A 20,756-nucleotide genomic window follows, 5' to 3' on the forward strand; every position below is an offset into this window, starting at 1 on the left:
TGATGAGCGGTGAAAGATTAGACAGATAATAAAATGTTTGAGCAGGGCTTTAGTTAATTTATTGATACCTATTTATTTTATTTATTCTATTACCAAGGCATAATCTATTAAAATGTGAACTGTTTTACAAAAATATACACATATCTATGTGGGAATTTATGTGGGGAACATAGTGTTTTTTATAAAAAAATGCTTAAAATGAAAATGCTGAAATGATAACAATACGAAAAAAATATGAACTTGCACAACGATATAAAAGTGAATAATGGAACATGGAAAAAAAGTATGGATTTTAAGTGGTTACTCTATGTAGCAACACTGTCTGTGCCAATGACACATGCAACACCACCGAGTGAACAGTATCACACTTTAAAAAACAATATTTCTAAGCTTTTTGTCCCAAAAAGTAGTGATGAGTTCAAAGTGGCACAAATGCAGAAATTGAGTAATTTTTCTGTAGATACTTCATTGGGACGTGATTTGCCTGTGGTGGGGTCAGGTCGCCCTCAAGTCGATACGATTCCAACTGCTTTTTGGCAAAATCAACGCAAAGTGCTTACGGATGCAGTACAGATTGCAGTACAGCGTAATCCTGAAATTTCTCAAAGTATTGCAGCATTAGCTTCACAAAATGCCAATATTGATGTCGCCAAGTCTGGTTATTATCCACAGATTGGTGGTGGGGTCAGCACAGGTGATTTAGGCAAAAAAAGTACTCGAGGGCAGCAGTTGCTGACGTTAAGTGCAACGCAAATGCTGTATGATTTCGGCAAAGTAAAGTCGGGTGTTGATGTCGAAAAAGCTAAAGTTTTGGTTGGTCAAGCCAATGTTTTGGTCAAGATTGATGATATTTCTTTAGACGCCGCCCAGACGATTATCAATATTCAGCGGTATCAAAAACTGATCCAGATTGCGAATCAGCAAATTGCAGGGATTAAACGTATCCAAGAGATGGCGAATTTGCGTGCCAATGCGGGGATTAGTAGTCAGGCGGATCCGATACAAGCACAGTCTTATTTGCAATCAGCACAATCGGCGATGATCGCGCAACAATCTTTGCTGAGTCAATATCAGCAGCATTTGTATACATTATTGGGCTTTGATACACGAAATGTACAATGGGCCATTTCAGAAGATTATGTAAAACAATCAGATTTATATGCGGCACCACAGTTCAATACCATTCCACAAATGATTGCAGCACAAGCTGGGATTGAAGTTGCACGTAATCAAAAATTACAGACACAGGTGAGTAATTATCCGACACTAGCTGTAAAAGGTGAACTGAGTCAAGCTTTACATGGCAGAAACCCAAGCAATGATAAAGAGGGCGGGTTTGATAGTGCCATCATGTTTGAAGCTAGCAGTCAGTTCTATCAGGGTGGAGCAACCGCCTCAAAAACCCGAGCGGCGAGTTTTGCTGAAGAGGCAGCAAAAGCACAGGTCAATGCCGTGTATTTAAAAGTGTTGGATCAAATTCGAACCAGCCGTGAACAAATTGAAAATAAGCAACGCCAAATGCAGGTTTTGGCAGGGCAACAAGCGACAACAATACGAACTAGAGAACTTTACCAAGAACAATATAAGTTAGGGACCCGAACTTTGGTTGACCTGCTCAATGCAGAACAGGCAATTCATAGTGCGAATTCAGAAGCAGAAACGGCACGTTATGACATTTACAGCAGTATTGCACAATATATTGCTGCGACTGGACGTTCTCGCCAAGCCTATGACCTCAATAATATAAAAATCCAAGGATTTGAGGTACAACCATGATGACTACAAAAATAAATTATCAGCCTTGGTTACAGGCCATACTGACGATTGCAAAACATTATCGCATTGAACCTTCTGAGGAGCGGATTCGTTTACAGCTCGATTGGAACCAAAATCAAAATCTAGATGAAGTATTGGTTTTGATTAGTCGACAGGTTGGTTTAAATGTCAGACGGGTTACTTTTAGTGATGACGTGATTAACCCCTGGCGTTTACCTGTGCTGGTAGAGTTAGCCGACGGGCAAGTTGGTGTTATTGATAAAGCCGACGGTTCAGGCCACGTCAGTGTTCAACTGAGTGGTGATCAAGGTTTATCACAAAAGTTTGCAGTGGGTGCATTGAAGCACATTATTAAAAATGTATATGTGCTTCGTCCAGAACAGTCAGTGCCTGATGCACGTATTGATGAATACATTAAACCGTATGAACCAAGCTGGTTCTGGTCAATTGTCTTACAGGATTGGAAACGTTATATCGATATCATGTTGGCATCGATGATTGCCAATATTTTGGCTTTGGCCACGATTATCTTTTCGATGCAGGTCTACGACCGTGTAGTTCCATCTCAGTCTATTCCAACGCTTTGGGTACTTGCTGGTGGAGTGCTGATTGCAGCTATTTTTGAGTTTGTATTAAGACTATCGCGGGTCTATATCTCCGATATTATAGGTAAACGTGCAGATTTAAGGATCTCTGATCGTGTCTTTGGCCATGCACTAAGAATTAAAAATAGTGAGCGTTCTAAGTCAACGGGAACCTTTATTTCTCAAATCCGAGAGTTGGAAGGTGTTCGTGATCTGGTGACGTCAACCACAATGGGAGCAATTGCTGATCTCCCTTTCTTTTTCTTATTCCTGATTATTTTTGCAATTATTGGCGGCAATCTCTTTTGGGTGATGCTGCTGGTTGTTCCCTTGATGATTTTGCCTGCAATTTTGGCCCAGAATAAATTGGCACAACTTGCACAGGAAGGGATGCGTGAATCTTCAATTCGTAATGCCATTTTGGTAGAAGCAGTACAAGGCATTGAAGATATTAAGTTATTGCGCGCAGAGTCACGTTTCCAGAATCAATGGAATCATATGAATGAAGTGTCTGCCGATATTAGTATGCAGCAGCGCAAGATCGTAGGTGTATTGACTGCGTGGACACAAAAGATTCAGGGCTTAACATATGCCGCGGTGATATTAGTGGGCTGTTTTGCGGTGATGAAAGGTGACATGACCACAGGTGCTCTGGTCGCCTGTTCGATTTTATCTTCACGTATGCTTGCGCCGATTTCACAGATCACCGGGATTTTGGGACGTTTGCAACAGGCAAAAGTCGCGAAGAAAAGCTTAGATGAGTTAATGCAGAAACCTGTAGATCAACCAGATCAAGCACATTTAGTACACAAAGAAGTGTTGCATGGCGATTATGAGTTGAAGAAAGTGGTGTTCCAATACACGGAAGAGGATCCACGCCCAAGTTTGGTGATCCCACAACTTAAGATTCGTGCGGGTGAACGTATTGCAATCTTAGGACGCAATGGTGCGGGTAAATCTACTTTATTACAGATTTTATCTGCAATGCAGTTCCCTAATTCGGGTTCGGTGTATTTGGATGATTTGGATATTAGTCTGATTGACCCTGCCGATGTGCGTCGTGATATGGGCTTACTTAATCAGAATGCTCATTTATTTTATGGCACAATTCGTGAAAATCTGACACTTGGCGCACCTTTAGCGCGTGATGAAGATATTCTTAAAGCTTTAAAAGTAACAGGTGCCTTGAGTTTTGTGCATGAAAAGAAAGAAGGACTCGATCATTTGGTTTTGGAAGGTGGTGTTGGTTTTTCTGGAGGGCAACGACAAGCCTTATTGTTGGCGCGCTTATTGATTCGTCAACCGAATATTCTATTGCTAGATGAGCCTACAGCGGCAATTGATGATGTTGCAGAGAAGCAACTGATTGATCACTTGAAGAGTTGGCTCGGTTATCGAACTTTAGTGGTTGCAACACATCGACGTGCTGTTTTGGAGTTGGTGGACCGAATTATTGTCATGAATGAAGGTAAGATCGTCATGGATGGACCAGTAGATCAAGTTTTACAACAATCATCAATAAAACAAAAAATAGTTTAATACTTCGAGGAAATTTTATGAGTGAACAACAACAGAACAGCAGTCGTCCCATGAACGTAACTTATAATGAACCAAGGTTACCTCGTTCGACGCTTGTTGTTTGGATGATCGGGATTGGTTTACTTTCACTCTTAATCTGGGCATGGTTATTTAATCTGGAAGAAGTTTCAACGGGTACGGGGAAAGTGATTCCCTCTTCAAAAGAGCAAATTATCCAGTCGCTTGAAGGGGGAATTCTCACAAAACTTGATGTCAATGAAGGGGATGTAGTTGAAAAGGGGCAAATCCTTGCTCAACTTGATCCTACACGCTTTGCTTCAAATGTTGGAGAGTCAAAGTCTTTATTGATTTCTGCGCAGGCAACAGCTGCACGTTTACGTGCTGAAGTGACAGGTTCGCCTTTAAGTTTTCCTGAAGACGTGCAAAAGAGTCCTAAATTGGTACAAGAAGAAACGGCATTGTATTTATCACGACGTGCCAATTTAGAACAGTCAATTGAAGGTTATGAACAAGCTGCAAAACTGGTACGACAAGAACTGGCAATGACTGAGCCATTGGTTGCCAAAGGGGCGGCCAGTGAGGTTGAAGTCTTGCGTTTAAAGCGTGAGGCCAATGATTTAAATAATAAAATCAATGACACGCGTAATCAGTATTATGTCAAAGCACGAGAAGAATTGTCTAAGGCCAATACTGATATTCAAACTCAGCAGCAGATTGTGAATGGTCGAAATGACAGTCTGGAACGTGCAGTGTTTAAAGCCCCTGTACGTGGCGTTGTGAAAGAAATTGATGTTACGACTTTAGGTGGTGTGATTCCTCAAAATGGTAAGCTCATGACCATTGTACCTTTAGAGGATAAGTTACTGATCGAAGCGCGTATTTCACCACGTGACATTGCTTTTATTCGTCCTGGCCAGGAGGCCTTGGTTAAAATCACGGCCTATGATTATTCAATCTATGGCGGTTTGGATGGTAAAGTGACGGTGATTTCACCCGATACTATTCGTGATGAGGTTAAGCAAGATCAGTTCTATTATCGTGTTTATATTCGTACGGATTCAGATCGCTTATATAACAAGGCAGGTAAAGCCTTTAGCATCACACCAGGTATGGTGGCAACCGTGGATATTCGTACGGGGCAAAAAACCATTATGGATTACTTATTGAAACCGTTTAATAAAGCCAAAGAAGCATTGCGTGAACGCTAACTTGTGCTGATTGAAAACCTCGCTTGATGCGAGGTTTTTTATTTGGATGCGAAAAAGCTATAATTGCGTTTTAAATTTGTATTTATGCTTTATGCCATTCACCATTGCCAGTCCGGTCACTTTCGAAGAAGAAATCAAAAAAAGTCGTTTCCAAGCGATTGCTGCTGTTGTTGAAAATGAGCAGCAGGTTAAAAATTTTTTAGAAGAACATAAAGATCTGTCGACGACACATCAATGTTGGGCGTGGAAAATTGGACATCAGGTTCGATTTAATGATGATGGTGAACCCTCTGGCACAGCAGGGCGCCCTATACTTGCGACGATTGAAGGCAATGAGTTGACCAATGTCATTGTATTGGTAAATCGTTGGTATGGTGGGATTAAGTTAGGCACAGGTGGATTGGTTCGTGCTTATGGTGGCTGTGCAGGTCAATGTTTGCTCTTGGCTGAAAAAATTGAATTGATTGAAAAGAAGGAAATTCGCTTTGCTTGTTTATTTAATGAATGGGCGATTATTCAATATGAGCTGATGCAACAGCAGATCGAATATCAAGAACAATATACCGAAACAGGGGTGGTCATTGAGGCACGTGTTCAAGTGCATCAAATTGAACCTTTAAGACTTAAACTTCAGGATGTGAGTAGAGGACGTGAGAAATTACATGTATGTGATGATTGAAATGTATCTGTCCTCTCTTGCGAGGCGATGCCTCTCAGGACGTGAGCAAGTGGTGTTGCTCGAGGAACAACAAGACGATGAATGATCCTTTATTGAAATACCGAGAGCAGCATAAACAGCGTCTGAATTATATGCCTTGGCTGTATTGGACACTGAAACCCAAACACCGTGAATGGGCTGAGGCATGGCAGGCAGAGTATCAAGCCTATTTGATGGAGATGGAAACCGTTGAAATTGGTCAGAATTGTTTTATTTCACCATTAGCCCATATTTTTGCTGAACGTGGTCGAAAGATTAGTATTGGCGATAATACTTTTATTGCGGCTGATTGTACTTTGCATGGTCCTTTAGAAATTGGCAATGAAGTGGCCATTAACCACCATTGTATTTTAGATGGTGGTCGTACCGGAATTAAGTTGCATGATCAAGTTCGAATTGCGGCCTATAGTCATCTCTATGCATTTGATCATGGCATGGAAATGGATCGTCCGATCTATCAACAACCCGTGACTTCCAAAGGCATTGAGATTGGTCGAGATGTGTGGCTAGGTGCTCATGTCGGGATCAAGGATGGAATTAAAATTGGCGATCATGCGGTGGTGGGAATGAACAGTATGGTGACTAAAGATATTGAGGATTATGCGGTAGTTGCAGGCAACCCTGCCAAACTTATTCGTTATCGAAGCGAATAAAAAGCGTATGAGATTCGATACATAAATTTAACCCACCATGCTTTTATCTATGTTAAGTTAAAAATAAGTAGAAGACCTAAGGTATATACCTAGAGAGAGGCGAAAATGAACCGTGTAATTGCATGTATTGATTCTTCACCCTGCATTGATGCTGTTGCGGAAGCGGCAGTATGGGTTGCGAAACAAACGCAAAGAGAGTTGGTATTGTTGCAAATCTTGGACTATTACCCAGCTAGCTACCATTTAGGTGAAATCAGTGGCGTGATTGGCTTTGAAAGTAATGCCATGCTACTTAAAGAACTCGCGGAGTTGGAACAAAAGCAAAGCGAGCTAGCACTCGATTATAGTAATAATTTGCTCAATCACATTTCCGAGCTGATCGAAAAGCAATATGGTTTAACCAGTACTAAAATTCAGGAAAAAGGCGATTTTCTTGAACAAAGTTTTAATATCCTCAATGAAAATGATGTCGTGATCATGGGTCGGGTTGGTGAGCGCGCCGCGGAGAAGAATAAAGCCATTGGCAGCAATGTCGAAAACTTTATCCGTGGGGCGAATTGTACCGTCATCACAGTCGGCGAACATTTTCAGCCACCGAAACGTTTCATCTTTGCTTATGAATATTCACCGACTTGCCAGAAGATGCTGCAACGCATTGCGCAAAGTGATCTGTTGAAAAAACTACAATGTCATTTGCTTTATGTGGGTGATCATCCAGAAATGTTGGCGGAACCTGAAAAGTATTTAACGGATGCGGGTTTAGAGGTGGTTTCTGTATATCGTTATGGTGATGTCGCACAAAATATTCTTGAATATCAAAGAGAACATGATATTCAACTAATTGTACTCGGTGCATTCAGCCACAGTAAAATTCATCAATTTTTCTTAGGTAGTATCACAACAACCATTTTTCGTAATGCCAATGTTCCGCTATTAGTTGCTAAGTGATTCATTTTGTTCCATATAGTTATCCGCAATTCCTGTGGATAACTGTATGGAAAAGCATAGCAGATAAATATAATTTATTGATATTACACAACTAAATTAAATAGGTTGTTTTTTGACCTTTATTTTACAATGGCAATGGCAAAACCATCATGGCCTTTTGAGCCGACGGTTTGCAAAGCTGTGCAAGAAAGCAGCTGAGGATGATCTTTCAATGCAGTGAAAGCTTCACGAATTCCTTCAATACTAGGTTTCTTGTTATTCTCGTCTAAAATTGCGCCTGCACGGATCACATTATCCAAAACGATAATGGTGCCTGAATGCGACAGTTTGAGACTGAGTTCAAAATATTCACGGTAACTTTGTTTATCTGCATCAATAAAAATCAGATCAAAGGGTTCACTGCCATCTGCAATGAGCTGGTTCATAATATCTGCACCACGACCTTTTTTGAGCTCAATATGGGTGGGCATATTGGCATAATCAATATTTTCTTGGGCAATGAGCACGTGAGTATCACGTCCTTCAACCGTCAGCAGATAACCATCATCAGGTAGAGCTTTAGCAAGCCAAATAGTACTGTATGCTCCAAACGTACCGAGTTCCAATACACGTTTGCATTGGTTCATTTGAATCAACATTTGCAAAAACATGCCTTGATTAGGCGCAACAGCCAAATGATTAGAAAAACCCTGAGTATCAGTATTGTCTAATGCATGTTGAAGTCTTGGATCTGTGGGAATTAAATGTGAATTGATATAGTCATCAATCTCGGTCCACATCTGTTGCATAATCAAGTTTACCTACCAATTTGTTAGCTCTGCATTTTAAACGTTTATGCTGAGAGTGCAATTTTATTGCTGATTGAATCTATAGGATTAAAGCAAAAAAGAGATCATTTTGATCTCTTGTTAAGAATATGATCTATTTTTAGAAATTACACATTGAGCTGTTGCGGGTAAGATCAGGGCCCCAAGTACGATAGCCTTGGGTATCAATATGAATCTGACCAGAACTATATAAGCCAATTCCCAAGTCTAGGCTTTGGCCATGCTGTGCCCAGAACTGACATAATTTAAACTTGGTTTGCTCAATATAGGCATAATCTTGAGGTTGAGGATATTCAGGCCCAATACGGAAATCGATGGCTGAGTTGAATAAATGTTTGGAAGAACCCGCACCACCCGCACATTGGTTGAGTGGCAAATCACGATAGACAGAAGTCACTTCAAAATCGGTCAGGATTTTGGCTGCGATTAAATACTTAAAGACCCGTAAGGTCGAAAGGGAATTGTTCCATAATTCACGGTTAGGCACCATATATTCGGTACGACCACATTTTTGCCAGTCGCGAGCAGTACGAAGTAACTCAAAGCTTGGAATAATATGCGCCACATTATTACGTGTCAGAAATTGTTCATATTCCCGAACACGGGCATAATTTTCACCTTGATTCAACCATTGGCGATAAGATGCAGGTTCAACTTTGTTTGGGATCGGGCGGGTAATCGTGACTTGTTCTTGGGGAATGTAAATTCTTTTACCTTGCTGCTGATTTACTTTTGTCGTTGAGCTGGTACAGCCCGCCATCATCACAGGGATGATAAATAATGATAATAGACCCTGTAATTTATTTCGCATCATAAAAAGGCAGTTCAAAATCTGTAGGCGTACTATTTTAATGCAAAATAGCGCATGAATAATGACGTAATTGCAAAGAAATGTGTGGTTCAGGTATAAAAAAGACCAGTAAACTGGTCTTTTGAATTATTTTTCTAAATATTGTAGCTTGTCTGGCTTACCATTCCATTCTTCACGGTCTGCTGGTTGTTCACCAATTTGTGTGATGTTATTACCTGCCCATTTTTCTGATAATTCAGCATTGAGTTCGATAAAGACTTCTTGACCTTCTGGTAATTCATCTTCAGAGAAAATTGCATTTGCTGGGCATTCTGGTTCACAAAGTGCACAGTCGATACATTCATCTGGATTGATAACGAGGAAGTTCGGACCTTCGTAGAAACAGTCTACAGGGCAAACTTCAACACAATCTTGATATTTACATTTAATACAATTTTCAGTGACAACAAAGGTCATGGCGACAGCTACCTAAAAATACGGTTTTTTGTTTGGAATGAGGTATTGTAGGCAAAAAAGGGGTAAACAAACAATTGCTTTTATTGATATTGTTTATTTATACATATGAAAAATAGATTAATATATTGATAATAAAGAAAATATTGCAATCATTTTTGGGTTTTTTGATTAAAAATAAAGTCATAGCCTGCTTAATTCGCTCATTCATTGCAACTGAATCTTATTTTTATTCTCAATTAAAACAGCTAATTAACAAGGCTGAATCAGCTTTAGTTTTTTATTTCTACTGAGTTGTGTAAAAAGTTAAAGTGTATAGAGCAAGTGAATGTCTTCTGGTTCTCGTTCCAACAGCTCTTGATCAGGTTGTGCGATCAGTTGAGCACCTTGTTTAAGGTAAAAATCCACTGTGCGCTGACTCGGGGTGGCAGAAATATAGAGTTGTTTGGCATTAAGTTGTCGTGCTGAGTTAAGAGCTGATAACATCAACTGAGTGCCAATCCCTAAACCTTGATGATCAGCATCCACATAAAAATATTGCAGTAACTTGGCATCAGGATAGTCAGCAATATACTGATTGGAAACGACCTGTATCGCAATCAGCTGATTGTCTGAATCAAATCCACCTACGCATAGCGCCCCTTGTTGATGCAATTGTTTGAGCAAAGCTGGGTCATTTTCCAAATGATAGGTATCCCAATTTTGCTCATCATAAAAACAATCAATGAGTTTCAAATCTAAACCCTGTTGGACATACATTTGAGTGATCAGTTCACGCCGACTAATCTGTTGCCAGATTAGATCAATTTCTGAAAATTGTAGGATTTTAAACTGAATATTAATGGTTTTGTCCTTAACTTTTATATTGAATCAGAAGGTGAGTCAACATCATCTCATTGGTAGAGGAATAGATGAAGATGGCTCAAACAGATTTAACTGATTTGAGCCTGCTATCTCATGATTTCAAAGCTGCTTTGAGTGAATAGAGCTGTTCCAATGCCTGACGCGGTGTTAGATCATCGACATCAATCTGCTGTAATAAGGTTAGTGCAGGAGATTGGGATTCAACTTCAATAATTCTCTCGACCACTTGAGTTTCGATCTCATGCTCAACAGCGCTGAATAAGTCATTTTGTACACTACTTTGCAAATGTTGATGCTGTTGTTTTTCCAGAATCTTTAAACGCTTCTGTGCTTCTTTAATGACATTGGCAGGGATCCCCGCCAATTTGGCAACCTGTAGACCATGACTTTGGCTGGCTGGACCATGTTGAACTTTATGCAGCAAAATCAAATTGCCATTTAGTTCTTGTGCGGTAACATGATAGTTATCAATGCCAGCTTCGCCACCCAATTCAGTCAACTCAAAGTAATGTGTTGCGAATAGACAGAGGCATTTCACCCGTTTGGTTAAATCAACCACACAAGCCCAAGCCAATGAAAGACCGTCATAGGTACTGGTACCGCGCCCCACTTCATCCATCAGTACGAGAGACTGACTGGTGGCATGGTGCAAAATCTGAGAGGTTTCGGTCATTTCCACCATGAAGGTAGATTTACCTGTCGATAAATCATCAGCAGAACCAATACGAGTAAAGATACGGTCAATCGAGCCTAATTTTGCAGCTTTGGCTGGTACGAAACTACCGCAATAGGCCAATAGACTGATTAAAGCCGTCTGACGCATAAAGGTCGATTTACCCCCCATGTTTGGGCCAGTAATGATTGCCATACGATGTTGCGAATCTAAAAAGGTATCATTCGGTGTGAAAGGGGCTTTATTTAAGGCTTCAACCACTGGGTGGCGACCAGCCTGAATTTTGATACTGGTTTCAGGTGTGTATTCTGGTCTTGCCCAATTGTTGAGGCGTGCTTGATGGGCAAAATTTGCCAATACATCAATCGATGCAATCGCAGCACTCATCATCTGCAAATGTGCAATGTTCTGACGTAACTCATCCAGTAATGATTCAAACAACAGTTTTTCACGGGCGAGGGCACGAGATTCGCTGGACAGGACTTTATCTTCAAAGCCTTTCAGTTCTGGTGTGATATAGCGCTCGGCATTTTTGAGGGTTTGACGACGAATATAATCGGCAGGTGCTTGTTCTGCTTGGGCACGGGTTAACTCGATATAATAACCACTGACACGGTTATAGCCGATTTTCAGTGTATTAATACCTGTACGTTCACGTTCTTTGATCTCTAAATCAATTAGGAATTGTCCAGCATGATCACGAATTTTACGCAGTTCATCCAACTCATCATCATAACCTTCTGCAATTACATTGCCATCACGAAGTAATACAGGTGGACTTTCAACAATTGCAGCCATCAGATGTTGATGTAGGCTCTTGAAGTCGCCAAGCTCTTCATCTAATTGAGTTAATAACTTAGATTGCTGTGTTTTTAAAACAGGATCTAAGGCATGGCGAAGGAAAGGAATTTGTGCGCAAGCTTGACGCAATTGCACTAAGTCACGCGGACGTGCGCTGCCTAACGCAACTCGACTGAGTACACGTTCAATATCGCCAATTTCTTTTAAAACTAAACGAAGTGGCGACTCATGATAGCCTTTTAACAATTGCTCAGTTGCATCGAGACGCGCATCTAAAATCGCGGTGTCCCGAATTGGCTGCATCAGGGTACGGCTCAGTAAGCGTCCACCCATTGCAGTTTGACAGTCATTAATTAATTGGAATAATGATGTGCCATGATCAAATAGTGGCTCAATAATTTCTAAATTGCGACGAGTAATAGGATCCAGTGCAATAAAGTCAGTGCTTTGCTCAATTTGAATGGAGCGGATATGTGGTAAGGCCGTTTTCTGTGTTTCTTTGGCATAGTGAATCAACGCAGCAGCAGCGGCTTTTGCCAGTGGTAATGGGTCTAAACCAAATCCTGATAAGGTTGAAACACTAAACTGATCGCATAGGGTTTTTTGTGCATTATTTAAATTAAAGTCAACATTGGGACGTTTAGTAATAGGGCAGTCTAGATTTTTCTTAATCTGCTCAATAATATTTTGATCAATAAGATCTTCATCAATCAAAATTTCACTTGGCATTAAGCGAGCCAGCTCGATTGGCAGTTGTTCAGGTTTATAGTCTTGTTGTTGAACTTTAAAAATACCTGCACTTAAGTCGAGTAAGGCAAAACCAATTTGATTTTGTTGGATGCAGAGTGCGACCAAATTTGAGGATTGATAGCTCCCCAGTAAAGCATCATCAGTTAATGTACCAGGGGTTAAGATCCGAACCACTTTACGTTCAACAGGCCCTTTGCCTGTGACTTCTCCGACTTGTTCGCAAATTGCAACTGTGCGACCAGCTTTGACTAAACGAGCAAGATAGCCTTCTGCGGCATGATAAGGCACACCCGCCATAGGAATTGGTTGACCGCTGGCCTTACCACGATGCGTCAGAGTAATACCTAAAAGTTTAGCCGCTAAATGTGCATCTTCGAAGAATAGCTCATAAAAGTCACCCATACGGTAGAACAGCAATGCATGCTGATAGTCCGTTTTGACTTTGAGATATTGCTGCATCATCGGCGTATGAGATGAAAGATCAGCCATGATTTCAGCGCTATTCATGTATGTTAAATCCTTAAATTTAAATAATAAATAAGTTTAATTTAAAAGTTTGGCTGTCTCGCCAATTCTAACAGCCACTGTAAAATTCGACTTAATTGCCAAGCAAAGTATACCTTTCTAAGGACTTCTTTTCTGTCAAAATTGAGTCAACAGTGTATGAGAAATTGAATGACTTCCTCATTGGCTCATCTTAACAAATTGAGAAAGATTCACAAAAAGGAATCCGTGACGTGTGAAGAAATAAACAGCAAAAGAATACGACTCGATCAACTTGAGAAATCGGTCAAGTGTCGCTATAGCATTCAAGTTGCTAAGCAAAAAGAACGAAGATTGTTTGCTCAGGTCTTTTTTTAATCTGAAAAATAATGTCCTTAGTTGTTTGGTTTTCTGGGTTTTATTGTGAATATAATCGCTTAAAATATGTAACAAATTATTGAGAATCCAATTAAATTATAAACTTTAAATATAGATATCATATTGATATTTAATTGATTTATTTGATTTTGTTACGCCTGTATGTGAATCTTAAAAAATTAAACCAAATTTTTTAAAGATTAGGCATAATCGGAGCAACTATTGTAAAAAAGGTCAACATAGATGGATCCCTCGCCGGGTACAAATTTAAACTACAGTTTCATGACTCCTTGTTTTTGTTTAAGGAGTAAATAATGGAATTTTTATTAGATCCAGGGATTTGGGTAGGTTTGCTTACTCTGATCGTTCTAGAGATTGTTTTAGGGATTGATAATCTCGTCTTTATTGCCATTTTGGCAGATAAACTTCCTCCTTCCCAGCGTGATAAAGCCAGAGTCATTGGTTTATCCCTCGCATTGATCATGCGCTTGGGCTTACTGTTCGCCATTTCGTGGTTAGTCACCTTAACTAAACCGCTCATTTTTATTTTCGACTGGTCTTTTTCGGGTCGAGATCTGATTCTTTTATTCGGTGGCCTATTCTTACTTTATAAAGCGGTCAGTGAATTACATGAACGGATGGAAGGCAAAGCGGAAGTCAAAATTACCACCAATGTGGTATATGCAAGCTTTACTGCGGTCGTCGCCCAGATTGTGGTATTGGATGCTGTATTCTCATTAGATTCGGTTATTACCGCCATCGGTATGGTAGACAATATCTACGTCATGATGGTCGCGATGGTTGTCGCCATGCTGGTGATGTTGCTTGCTTCTAAACCATTAACTGAATTCGTTAATCGACACCCAACCGTTATTATTCTCTGTCTCAGCTTCTTACTGTTAATCGGTATTAGTTTAATTGCCGAAGGTTTTGGTTTCCATATTCCGAAAGGTTATATCTATTCGGGTATTGGTGTCGCAATTGTGATCGAGGCATTTAATCAGTTTACCCAACGCAACAGATCTAAGCATGAGTCGAAGATTCCGTTACGTAATCGAACCGCAGATACGATTTTGAAGCTCATGGGTGGCAAGGCAGAAACCACTGCAACAAATCCGCTGCAACATTTGGAAGCACAAGAAACATTTGATGACCAAGAACGTTATATGATCGGGGGCGTATTAACGCTGGCAGAACGATCTGTGGCCTCAATTATGACGCCTCGTAGTCAAATTTCTTGGATTAACATCAACGAAACGCCAGAAAAAATACGTGAACAGATTTTATCTGTGCCGCATAGCTTATTTCCTGTGTGTCGTGGCAGTTTGGATAAAGTATTGAGTGTGGTTCGTGCCAAGGAAATCTTGGATGTATTGGATGACGAAGCACAATTAAAATTGCTAATCAAAGCACAACGCCCGATTTTTATTTTTGAAAAAATGAAAGTGATTGATGTGATTAACACATTGCGTACTTCTAAAGGCTCATTGGTACTCGTTAATGATGAGTTTGGAAATGTGCAAGGATTAATTTCACCTTTAGATGTGTTTGAAGCAATTGCGGGTGAGTTTCCCGATGCCGATGAGCAGCTTGAATTGATCAAAGTCGATGAAAGTACATGGAAAGCCTCAGGCACCTTGGATTTGTATCAACTTGAATTACAGCTCGGTGTTGATCTCGTCGATGAAGAGACTGGTTATATTACGGTGTCAGGACTGATTTTAGATAAGTGCAATGGCATGGTAGATGTTGGTTCAATGCTGGATTATCAAGACCTACAATTTGAAGTGGTGGAGATGGAAAGCAATCGAATTAAAACAGTCATGATTCGGTTGAAATAAACCATCATGTTCAATGTCAGGTTTAGGGTTAGATAAAACTTTGAACTTGCATGTAAAAAATCTAAGACCGAGGAGCAGTTTGTGAGCAACAGGCTGCTCTTTTTTAGATCAATCGACTGCAAGCTTTTCTGGTGATGTCATCTCGTTCAGAACAATGATTGATTCTCAATAGGGTAGAATCAGAAAAAAGTGAATATCTGAGGCTTTAAGCCGCTATGATTGATCACTGACAGGTCCTCATCATTACGGTCTTAAATTGGACACTTAAAAATGAAAAAAATCATCTTGGCATGTTCTATTTTGCTGCAAATACCGACCTATAGCCTCGCCAATGATTCAACGGGCTATGTGGGGACGGGCGGAGTGGCCTATCTTAAAAATGCGCATATTGCGATGCAAAGTGAAGACTTATTTATTAGCAAGAAACTGATTAAAGTGAATTATCTTTATAAAAACTTAAGCAATAAAGATGTGACAGAAACTGTTTTGTTTCCCTTACCGCGTATCGATAACTTCTTTGAAGCGGATTTTGCCCATACCGAAGCATTGCTAAAAAGCTTTAAAATTATTGTTGATGGTCAAAATATTCAGCCAGAAATGCATGTGCGTACTTTTATCCAAAAGGATGAAAAGTCGCCGTTGATTGATGTATCAGATCTATTTAAACAATGTGGTTTTAGCCAAACAGAGATGCTTAATCCTTGGATGCGTAACAATGATGACGATCGCTATTTTGTCGATAAATTAAAGCAATGTAAGCAGCCACACATGCAGAAAATATTAGCGAATTTTAAACAAGATGACGAAATTCCATGGTCATCTCAAGTGATTTATAGCTGGAAGCAAACCTTTAAAGCCAATGCCTTGACCAAAATTCAGCATCAATATCAACCTCTGGTGGGTGGTTCTGTTGCCCTATATCCAGATGAATATAATCAAAACTTTTGTATGGATGCACAATTTAAGCAGGGCTTAAAAAAAGCCAAAGCAGAAAATTCACCGTTTAATGCTTTGAGCTACATTTTGACCACAGGTGCAAATTGGGCTAAACCGATTGAAAATTTTAAATTAACGATTGAGCGTGATAAGAATGAATTGGTTTCATTTTGTTGGAATGGCAAAGTTAAAAAAATCAGCCCAACCCAATTTCAGATGAGCAAGCGCAACTTTGTTCCTAAACAGGATTTGGACATCATCTTTGTAAAGGTGAAATAAACCAATCACAAAACCTGCTTCAAGAAAAATCAATAAACAGCTAGCTTAATCTGGCGGATCACTCTCATACTATACAGCGAGAAAAGGATAGCGAGCTTAGGATTAAACGTGAATTTGAAGAATCTCGAAGCATTCTACTGGGTGGTGACCCTCAATAGTTTTAATAAGGCAGCGACAAAATTACAAACCACCCAGCCTGCGGTATCACAGAAAATCACAGCGATTGAAAATGACCTTGGATTTAAAGTTTTAGATCGAAGTTTTCGCCAGCTTAAACCGACGCATAAGGGCATGACCTTATTTAAATATGCTGAAAAGTTGATGCGTTTAGAAACTGAACTCATTGCAGAATTAACTGAAAATCAGCATTTGACCGGTACAATACGGCTGGGGGTTTCAGAAACCATTGTTTATACATGGTTGGTCGAATATATCGAGAAAGTTCAGCAAGAATTCCCTAAAGTTTCAGTCGAAATTGTGGTCGATCTGACCCCGAATTTACAAGAAGGTGTACGCACAGGTGATCTGGACATGGCCTTTTTACTCGGGCCAACATTGGCTTTTGAGTGTATCGAACAGGCACTTTGTGATTTTGAACTGAGTTTCTTGGCGTCACCGTCATTTAAAGGAGGGGTCGGGCAAATGTCATTTAAAAGCTTAATGTCGCATACGATCTTAACCTATCCCAAAATTACCTACCCCTATAAAGAGCTCAAGGCCAAAATGAAAGAACAGGGGCTTGATGAGCCACTTTCGATTACCAGTTATTCTTTGGCGACTTTGTTACGACTTGCTGAGCAAGGCTTAGGGATCGCTGTGGTGCCGACTTTAACCGCTTTAAAAGAAATTACCGATGGTCGATTAGAAATATTAAACACCCCAATTCAGTTAAAGACCTTTCACTTTACCTCGATTTATATTCAAGGTAATGATGCTGCATTGAAAGAAAAATTAACCGATGTCGCCGTGATGGTCTCTGAAAGTGCGATGCAAAGACTGAATCAACGAATCAAAAAATAGAGGCTTATTCACTTACTTTTCAGTGTATTTCTCGGCTTTAGAATAAGGTCATTTTTTGGATAAGTCATAAAAGCAGCTTATGGAAGGTGATAAGTAAAATTTATATTGAAAACTCTTAATAATAAAAATTTAATAAATTCATATATTTGATTTTATTTTGTGCTGTAGAAAGTCGTATTGTTCAACAGGGTTGCTTATGTTTTTATTTTAAATAGAAGATTTGGTTGCTCAATGCTTGAGTAAGAGAACAAGGAATCTTTGTGATTTAAAAAGGATTAAAGAAGATCGTTTATAAACAATGATGCTCTTAGATCAAGTTAAAAATCGCGTTATTAAGCTCAAATGGACGAGGAACGCATTAATGTCTTTATTGAAGTCTTCTTTTTTGTCGGATCGCCAATGGGCCATCATCGCCTCAATTTTTATGATGGCAACTTCGGCAATGGGGCCTGGATTTTTAACCCAAACCGCTGTGTTTACGGTGAAGTTAGGTGCCGCGTTTGGCTTTGCCATTTTAGTTTCAATTTTGATTGATTATGTGGTGCAGCAAAATATTTGGCGTGTCGTGACTCTTACACAAATGCGTGCATCCGATATTGCCAATAAGGCTTTACCAGGCAGTGGCTATTTACTTGCATTTCTGGTGATTCTAGGCGGTTTCTTCTTTAGTATCGGAAATATTGCAGGTGCTGCATTAGGTCTAAATGCATTATTTGGTTTGGACACCAAATGGGGTGGTATTCTCAGTGGTGCATTGGCGATTTTGATTTTTGCTTCAAGAAAAGCCACGCTTGCGATGGATAAAAGCATGATCGTATTGGGATTGCTGAAAATCATCCTGATCATCATTGTGGCTGTGATTGTAATGCCACCTGTTGGACAAGCGGTACAACAAACCTTTGCACCAGACCAAATTGATTTTGCCATTATTACCACCATTGTCGGTGGCACGGTGGGTGGCTATATTTGCTATGCAGGCGCACACCGTTTACTGGATAAAGGCGCTGTTGGCCCTGAAAATATTGATGAAGTAGCCAAAGCAGCGACCAAGGGCATTGTAGTGGTTGGCATCATGCGCTATGTCTTATTTTTAGCCTTCTTGGGGGTGGTGGTGAGCGGTGCAACGATAGATCTCGCTAGTCATAATGCCAATCCAGCGGCACAAGCATTCCAGTATGCTGCGGGCACATTGGGTTATAAATTATTTGGCCTGATCTTTTGGGCAGCTGGTATTAGTAGCACCATTGGTGCAGCCTATACCTCGGTTTCATTCTTTAGTGCATTTAAAAAGAATTTAACCCCAAAACAAAGCAACTATACCACCATCACTTTTATTGCCTTAGCGTTATTGCTCTATGTGGTATTGGGGGCAACGCCAGCAGGTCTACTCATTTTTGTCGGTGGTTTTAACGGTTTAGTGTTGCCGATTGGACTCACCATTTTTGTCTATGTTGCGGCTTGCCGTAGAGACTTGATGGGCAATTATAACTATCCAAAATGGTTAATTGTTTTAGGTTCGTTAACTTGTGTATTGACGTGGTGGATGGGTTATATGTCATTTACGACCGTATTTAACTATTTGACCAAACTTTAAGCCAGATAATCGTATAGCGAAAAAGGAATACTGCCATGTTTGTAGATTTAAACAGTGATTTGGGTGAAAGTTTTGGCTCATGGAAAATGGGCAATGATGACCAGATTTTACCTGTGGTGACCAGTGCCAATATCGCATGTGGTTTTCATGCTGGCGATCCTTTGGGGATTTTAAAAACAGTGCGCAAAGCCGTTGAATTGGGCGTCACGATTGGGGCACATGTGTCTTACCCAGATTTGGTTGGTTTTGGCCGCCGTAATATGGATGTGTCACGTGATGAACTCATTGCCGATGTGCTGTATCAAATTTCAGCACTGGATGGTTTGGCAAAAGTGGCAGGTTCAAAAGTGCAATATGTCAAACCACATGGCGCACTGTATAACACCATTGCCCATGATCAAGCTCAGGCTGCCGCAGTGATTGATGCGATTAAAATGTATCACCCTGACCTAGTTTTAGTGGCTTTAGCTGGTTCAAACTTGGTCGAGCAGGCACGTGCAGCTGGTTTGACAGTGGTATCTGAAGCATTTGCAGACCGAGCTTATAACAGTGATGGTTCATTGGTGTCTCGTCGTCTAGAAGGTGCGGTTTTACATGACTCTGCCTTTGTTGCGAGCCGTGTGGTGTCTATGCTTAAACAGGGTGGGGTTGAATCAATTGACGGTGTATTTACCCCAATTCAGGCCGATACGATTTGTTTGCATGGTGATACCGACGGTGCGCTAGAAATGTCAACTGCGATTAAAGCCGAACTGCTAAAAAATCAGATTGAAATCCGCCCATTTGTAAATAAAGTATAAGGACGAGCACCATGTATAAGGATATTAAAGTCGACCCAGCTCAGCTTGAAGCCGCTTTAGGTGCACGCTTAAAAATACGTGCTGGCTTTGATCAGCCGACAGCAGGCATGGCTGCGGGCATGACACAGGTGAATATGATTTCTGTGCCTAAAGATTGGGCCTATGACTTTTTACTCTATGCACACCGCAATCCACAAAGTTGTCCTGTACTCGATGTACTTGAAGAAGGCATCTATACAAGCAAACTTGCCGTAGACTCAGACATTCGAACCGATTTCCCGCGTTATCGCATTTGGAAAGAGGGAGAAATGGTAGATGAAGTGACTGATGCCAGCGAGATTTATCATGCGCACCCTGATTTGGTCACATTTTTGATCGGTTGTAGTTTCTCTTTTGAAACAGCTTTGCAAGAAGCGGGGATTGAAGTTCGCCATATTCAGGATAAGACCAATGTGCCAATGTATCTGAGTAATATTCAGTGCCAGCCAGCAGGGCGTATTTCAGGAAACATGGTGGTTTCTATGCGACCTATTCCATCACATCAAATTAGTGAAGCAGTAAAAATTACAGCGCGTATGCCAAGTGTACATGGCGCACCTGTACATATTGGACATCCTGAAAGCTTGGGCATTCGGGATCTAAATCAGCCTGATTTTGGTGAGGCGTCTCGTATCGAAGCAGGTGAAATCCCCGTGTTTTGGGCCTGTGGTGTCACTCCACAAGCGGCGGTCATGAACTCTAAAATTCCTTTTGCAATTAGCCATGCACCTGGCCATATGTTGATTACTGACATTCCTGACCGTGCTTGGATGGGCTAATT

General features: G+C 40.5%; 16 protein-coding genes and 1 pseudogene. 12 read left to right on the top strand and 5 right to left on the bottom strand.

The features are described from left to right. The first annotated feature begins 285 nt into the window (after window positions 1-285). The 6 genes from V6E90_RS17360 to V6E90_RS17385 all read left to right on the top strand — a co-directional run bounded on the left by V6E90_RS17360 (window position 286) and on the right by V6E90_RS17385 (window position 7,426). Window positions 286-1,776, top strand: coding sequence for a TolC family protein (locus tag V6E90_RS17360; protein ID WP_332606027.1), 1,491 nt, complete (start codon window positions 286-288; stop codon window positions 1,774-1,776). Continuing rightward, window positions 1,776-3,899 carry a type I secretion system permease/ATPase gene (locus V6E90_RS17365; protein WP_065343067.1) on the top strand — a complete coding sequence of 708 codons (2,124 nt, stop codon included), beginning with the start codon at window positions 1,776-1,778 and terminating at the stop codon, window positions 3,897-3,899. The genes V6E90_RS17360 and V6E90_RS17365 overlap by 1 nt, the downstream gene beginning before the upstream one ends. Before the next feature lie 17 nt (window positions 3,900-3,916). Beyond that, window positions 3,917-5,107, top strand: a complete 1,191-nt coding sequence (locus V6E90_RS17370; RefSeq protein WP_016540555.1) for an HlyD family type I secretion periplasmic adaptor subunit — start codon at window positions 3,917-3,919, stop codon at window positions 5,105-5,107. 91 nt (window positions 5,108-5,198) lie between these two features. Then, the gene (locus V6E90_RS17375) at window positions 5,199-5,786 is read left to right on the top strand and encodes an IMPACT family protein (protein ID WP_065343003.1); all 588 of its coding nucleotides are present in this window, start codon (window positions 5,199-5,201) and stop codon (window positions 5,784-5,786) included. Window positions 5,787-5,863: 77 nt separating this feature from the next. Then, window positions 5,864-6,478, top strand: coding sequence for an acyltransferase (locus V6E90_RS17380; protein ID WP_065343002.1), 615 nt, complete (start codon window positions 5,864-5,866; stop codon window positions 6,476-6,478). A gap of 105 nt (window positions 6,479-6,583) precedes the next feature. Beyond that, window positions 6,584-7,426 carry a universal stress protein gene (locus tag V6E90_RS17385; protein WP_016540558.1) on the top strand — a complete coding sequence of 281 codons (843 nt, stop codon included), beginning with the start codon at window positions 6,584-6,586 and terminating at the stop codon, window positions 7,424-7,426. A 119-nt stretch (window positions 7,427-7,545) separates the two neighbouring features. On the opposite strand, the gene V6E90_RS17390 is transcribed toward V6E90_RS17385, so the two are convergent. From V6E90_RS17390 to mutS, 5 genes are all read right to left on the bottom strand, one after another. Continuing rightward, window positions 7,546-8,214, bottom strand: coding sequence for an O-methyltransferase (locus V6E90_RS17390; protein WP_016540559.1), 669 nt, complete (start codon window positions 8,212-8,214; stop codon window positions 7,546-7,548). Between the two features lie 139 nt (window positions 8,215-8,353). Then, a complete protein-coding gene (locus V6E90_RS17395; RefSeq protein ID WP_016540560.1) occupies window positions 8,354-9,067 on the bottom strand; it encodes a D-Ala-D-Ala carboxypeptidase family metallohydrolase in 714 nt (237 codons plus the stop codon). Window positions 9,068-9,190: 123 nt separating this feature from the next. After that, window positions 9,191-9,520: a ferredoxin FdxA gene (gene fdxA / locus V6E90_RS17400; RefSeq protein ID WP_004652744.1), complete on the bottom strand. Its 330-nt coding sequence runs from the start codon at window positions 9,518-9,520 to the stop codon at window positions 9,191-9,193. Between the two features lie 303 nt (window positions 9,521-9,823). After that, window positions 9,824-10,354: a GNAT family N-acetyltransferase gene (locus V6E90_RS17405; RefSeq protein WP_332606110.1), complete on the bottom strand. Its 531-nt coding sequence runs from the start codon at window positions 10,352-10,354 to the stop codon at window positions 9,824-9,826. A 118-nt stretch (window positions 10,355-10,472) separates the two neighbouring features. Then, window positions 10,473-13,112 carry a DNA mismatch repair protein MutS gene (gene mutS, locus V6E90_RS17410; RefSeq protein ID WP_332606028.1) on the bottom strand — a complete coding sequence of 880 codons (2,640 nt, stop codon included), beginning with the start codon at window positions 13,110-13,112 and terminating at the stop codon, window positions 10,473-10,475. Window positions 13,113-13,780: 668 nt separating this feature from the next. On the opposite strand from mutS, the gene V6E90_RS17415 reads away from it, so the two are divergent. From V6E90_RS17415 to V6E90_RS17440, 6 genes and pseudogenes are all read left to right on the top strand, one after another. Next, the gene (locus V6E90_RS17415) at window positions 13,781-15,307 is read left to right on the top strand and encodes a TerC family protein (RefSeq protein WP_016540563.1); all 1,527 of its coding nucleotides are present in this window, start codon (window positions 13,781-13,783) and stop codon (window positions 15,305-15,307) included. A gap of 270 nt (window positions 15,308-15,577) precedes the next feature. Beyond that, the gene (locus V6E90_RS17420; RefSeq protein WP_332606029.1) at window positions 15,578-16,522 is read left to right on the top strand and encodes a DUF4424 family protein; all 945 of its coding nucleotides are present in this window, start codon (window positions 15,578-15,580) and stop codon (window positions 16,520-16,522) included. A 108-nt stretch (window positions 16,523-16,630) separates the two neighbouring features. After that, on the top strand, window positions 16,631-17,542 hold the full coding sequence (gene mumR / locus V6E90_RS17425) for a LysR family transcriptional regulator MumR (RefSeq protein WP_016540565.1): 912 nt from the start codon (window positions 16,631-16,633) through the stop codon (window positions 17,540-17,542). 342 nt (window positions 17,543-17,884) lie between these two features. Continuing rightward, window positions 17,885-19,136: pseudogene (locus tag V6E90_RS17430) on the top strand (NRAMP family divalent metal transporter). A 35-nt stretch (window positions 19,137-19,171) separates the two neighbouring features. Beyond that, a complete protein-coding gene (locus V6E90_RS17435) occupies window positions 19,172-19,936 on the top strand; it encodes a LamB/YcsF family protein (protein ID WP_332606030.1) in 765 nt (254 codons plus the stop codon). Window positions 19,937-19,947: 11 nt separating this feature from the next. Beyond that, the gene (locus V6E90_RS17440; protein ID WP_332606031.1) at window positions 19,948-20,754 is read left to right on the top strand and encodes a putative hydro-lyase; all 807 of its coding nucleotides are present in this window, start codon (window positions 19,948-19,950) and stop codon (window positions 20,752-20,754) included. Window positions 20,755-20,756: the final 2 nt, after the last annotated feature.

The organism is Acinetobacter sp. ESBL14 (assembly GCF_036668815.1).
Classification (GTDB): domain Bacteria; phylum Pseudomonadota; class Gammaproteobacteria; order Pseudomonadales; family Moraxellaceae; genus Acinetobacter; species Acinetobacter gyllenbergii.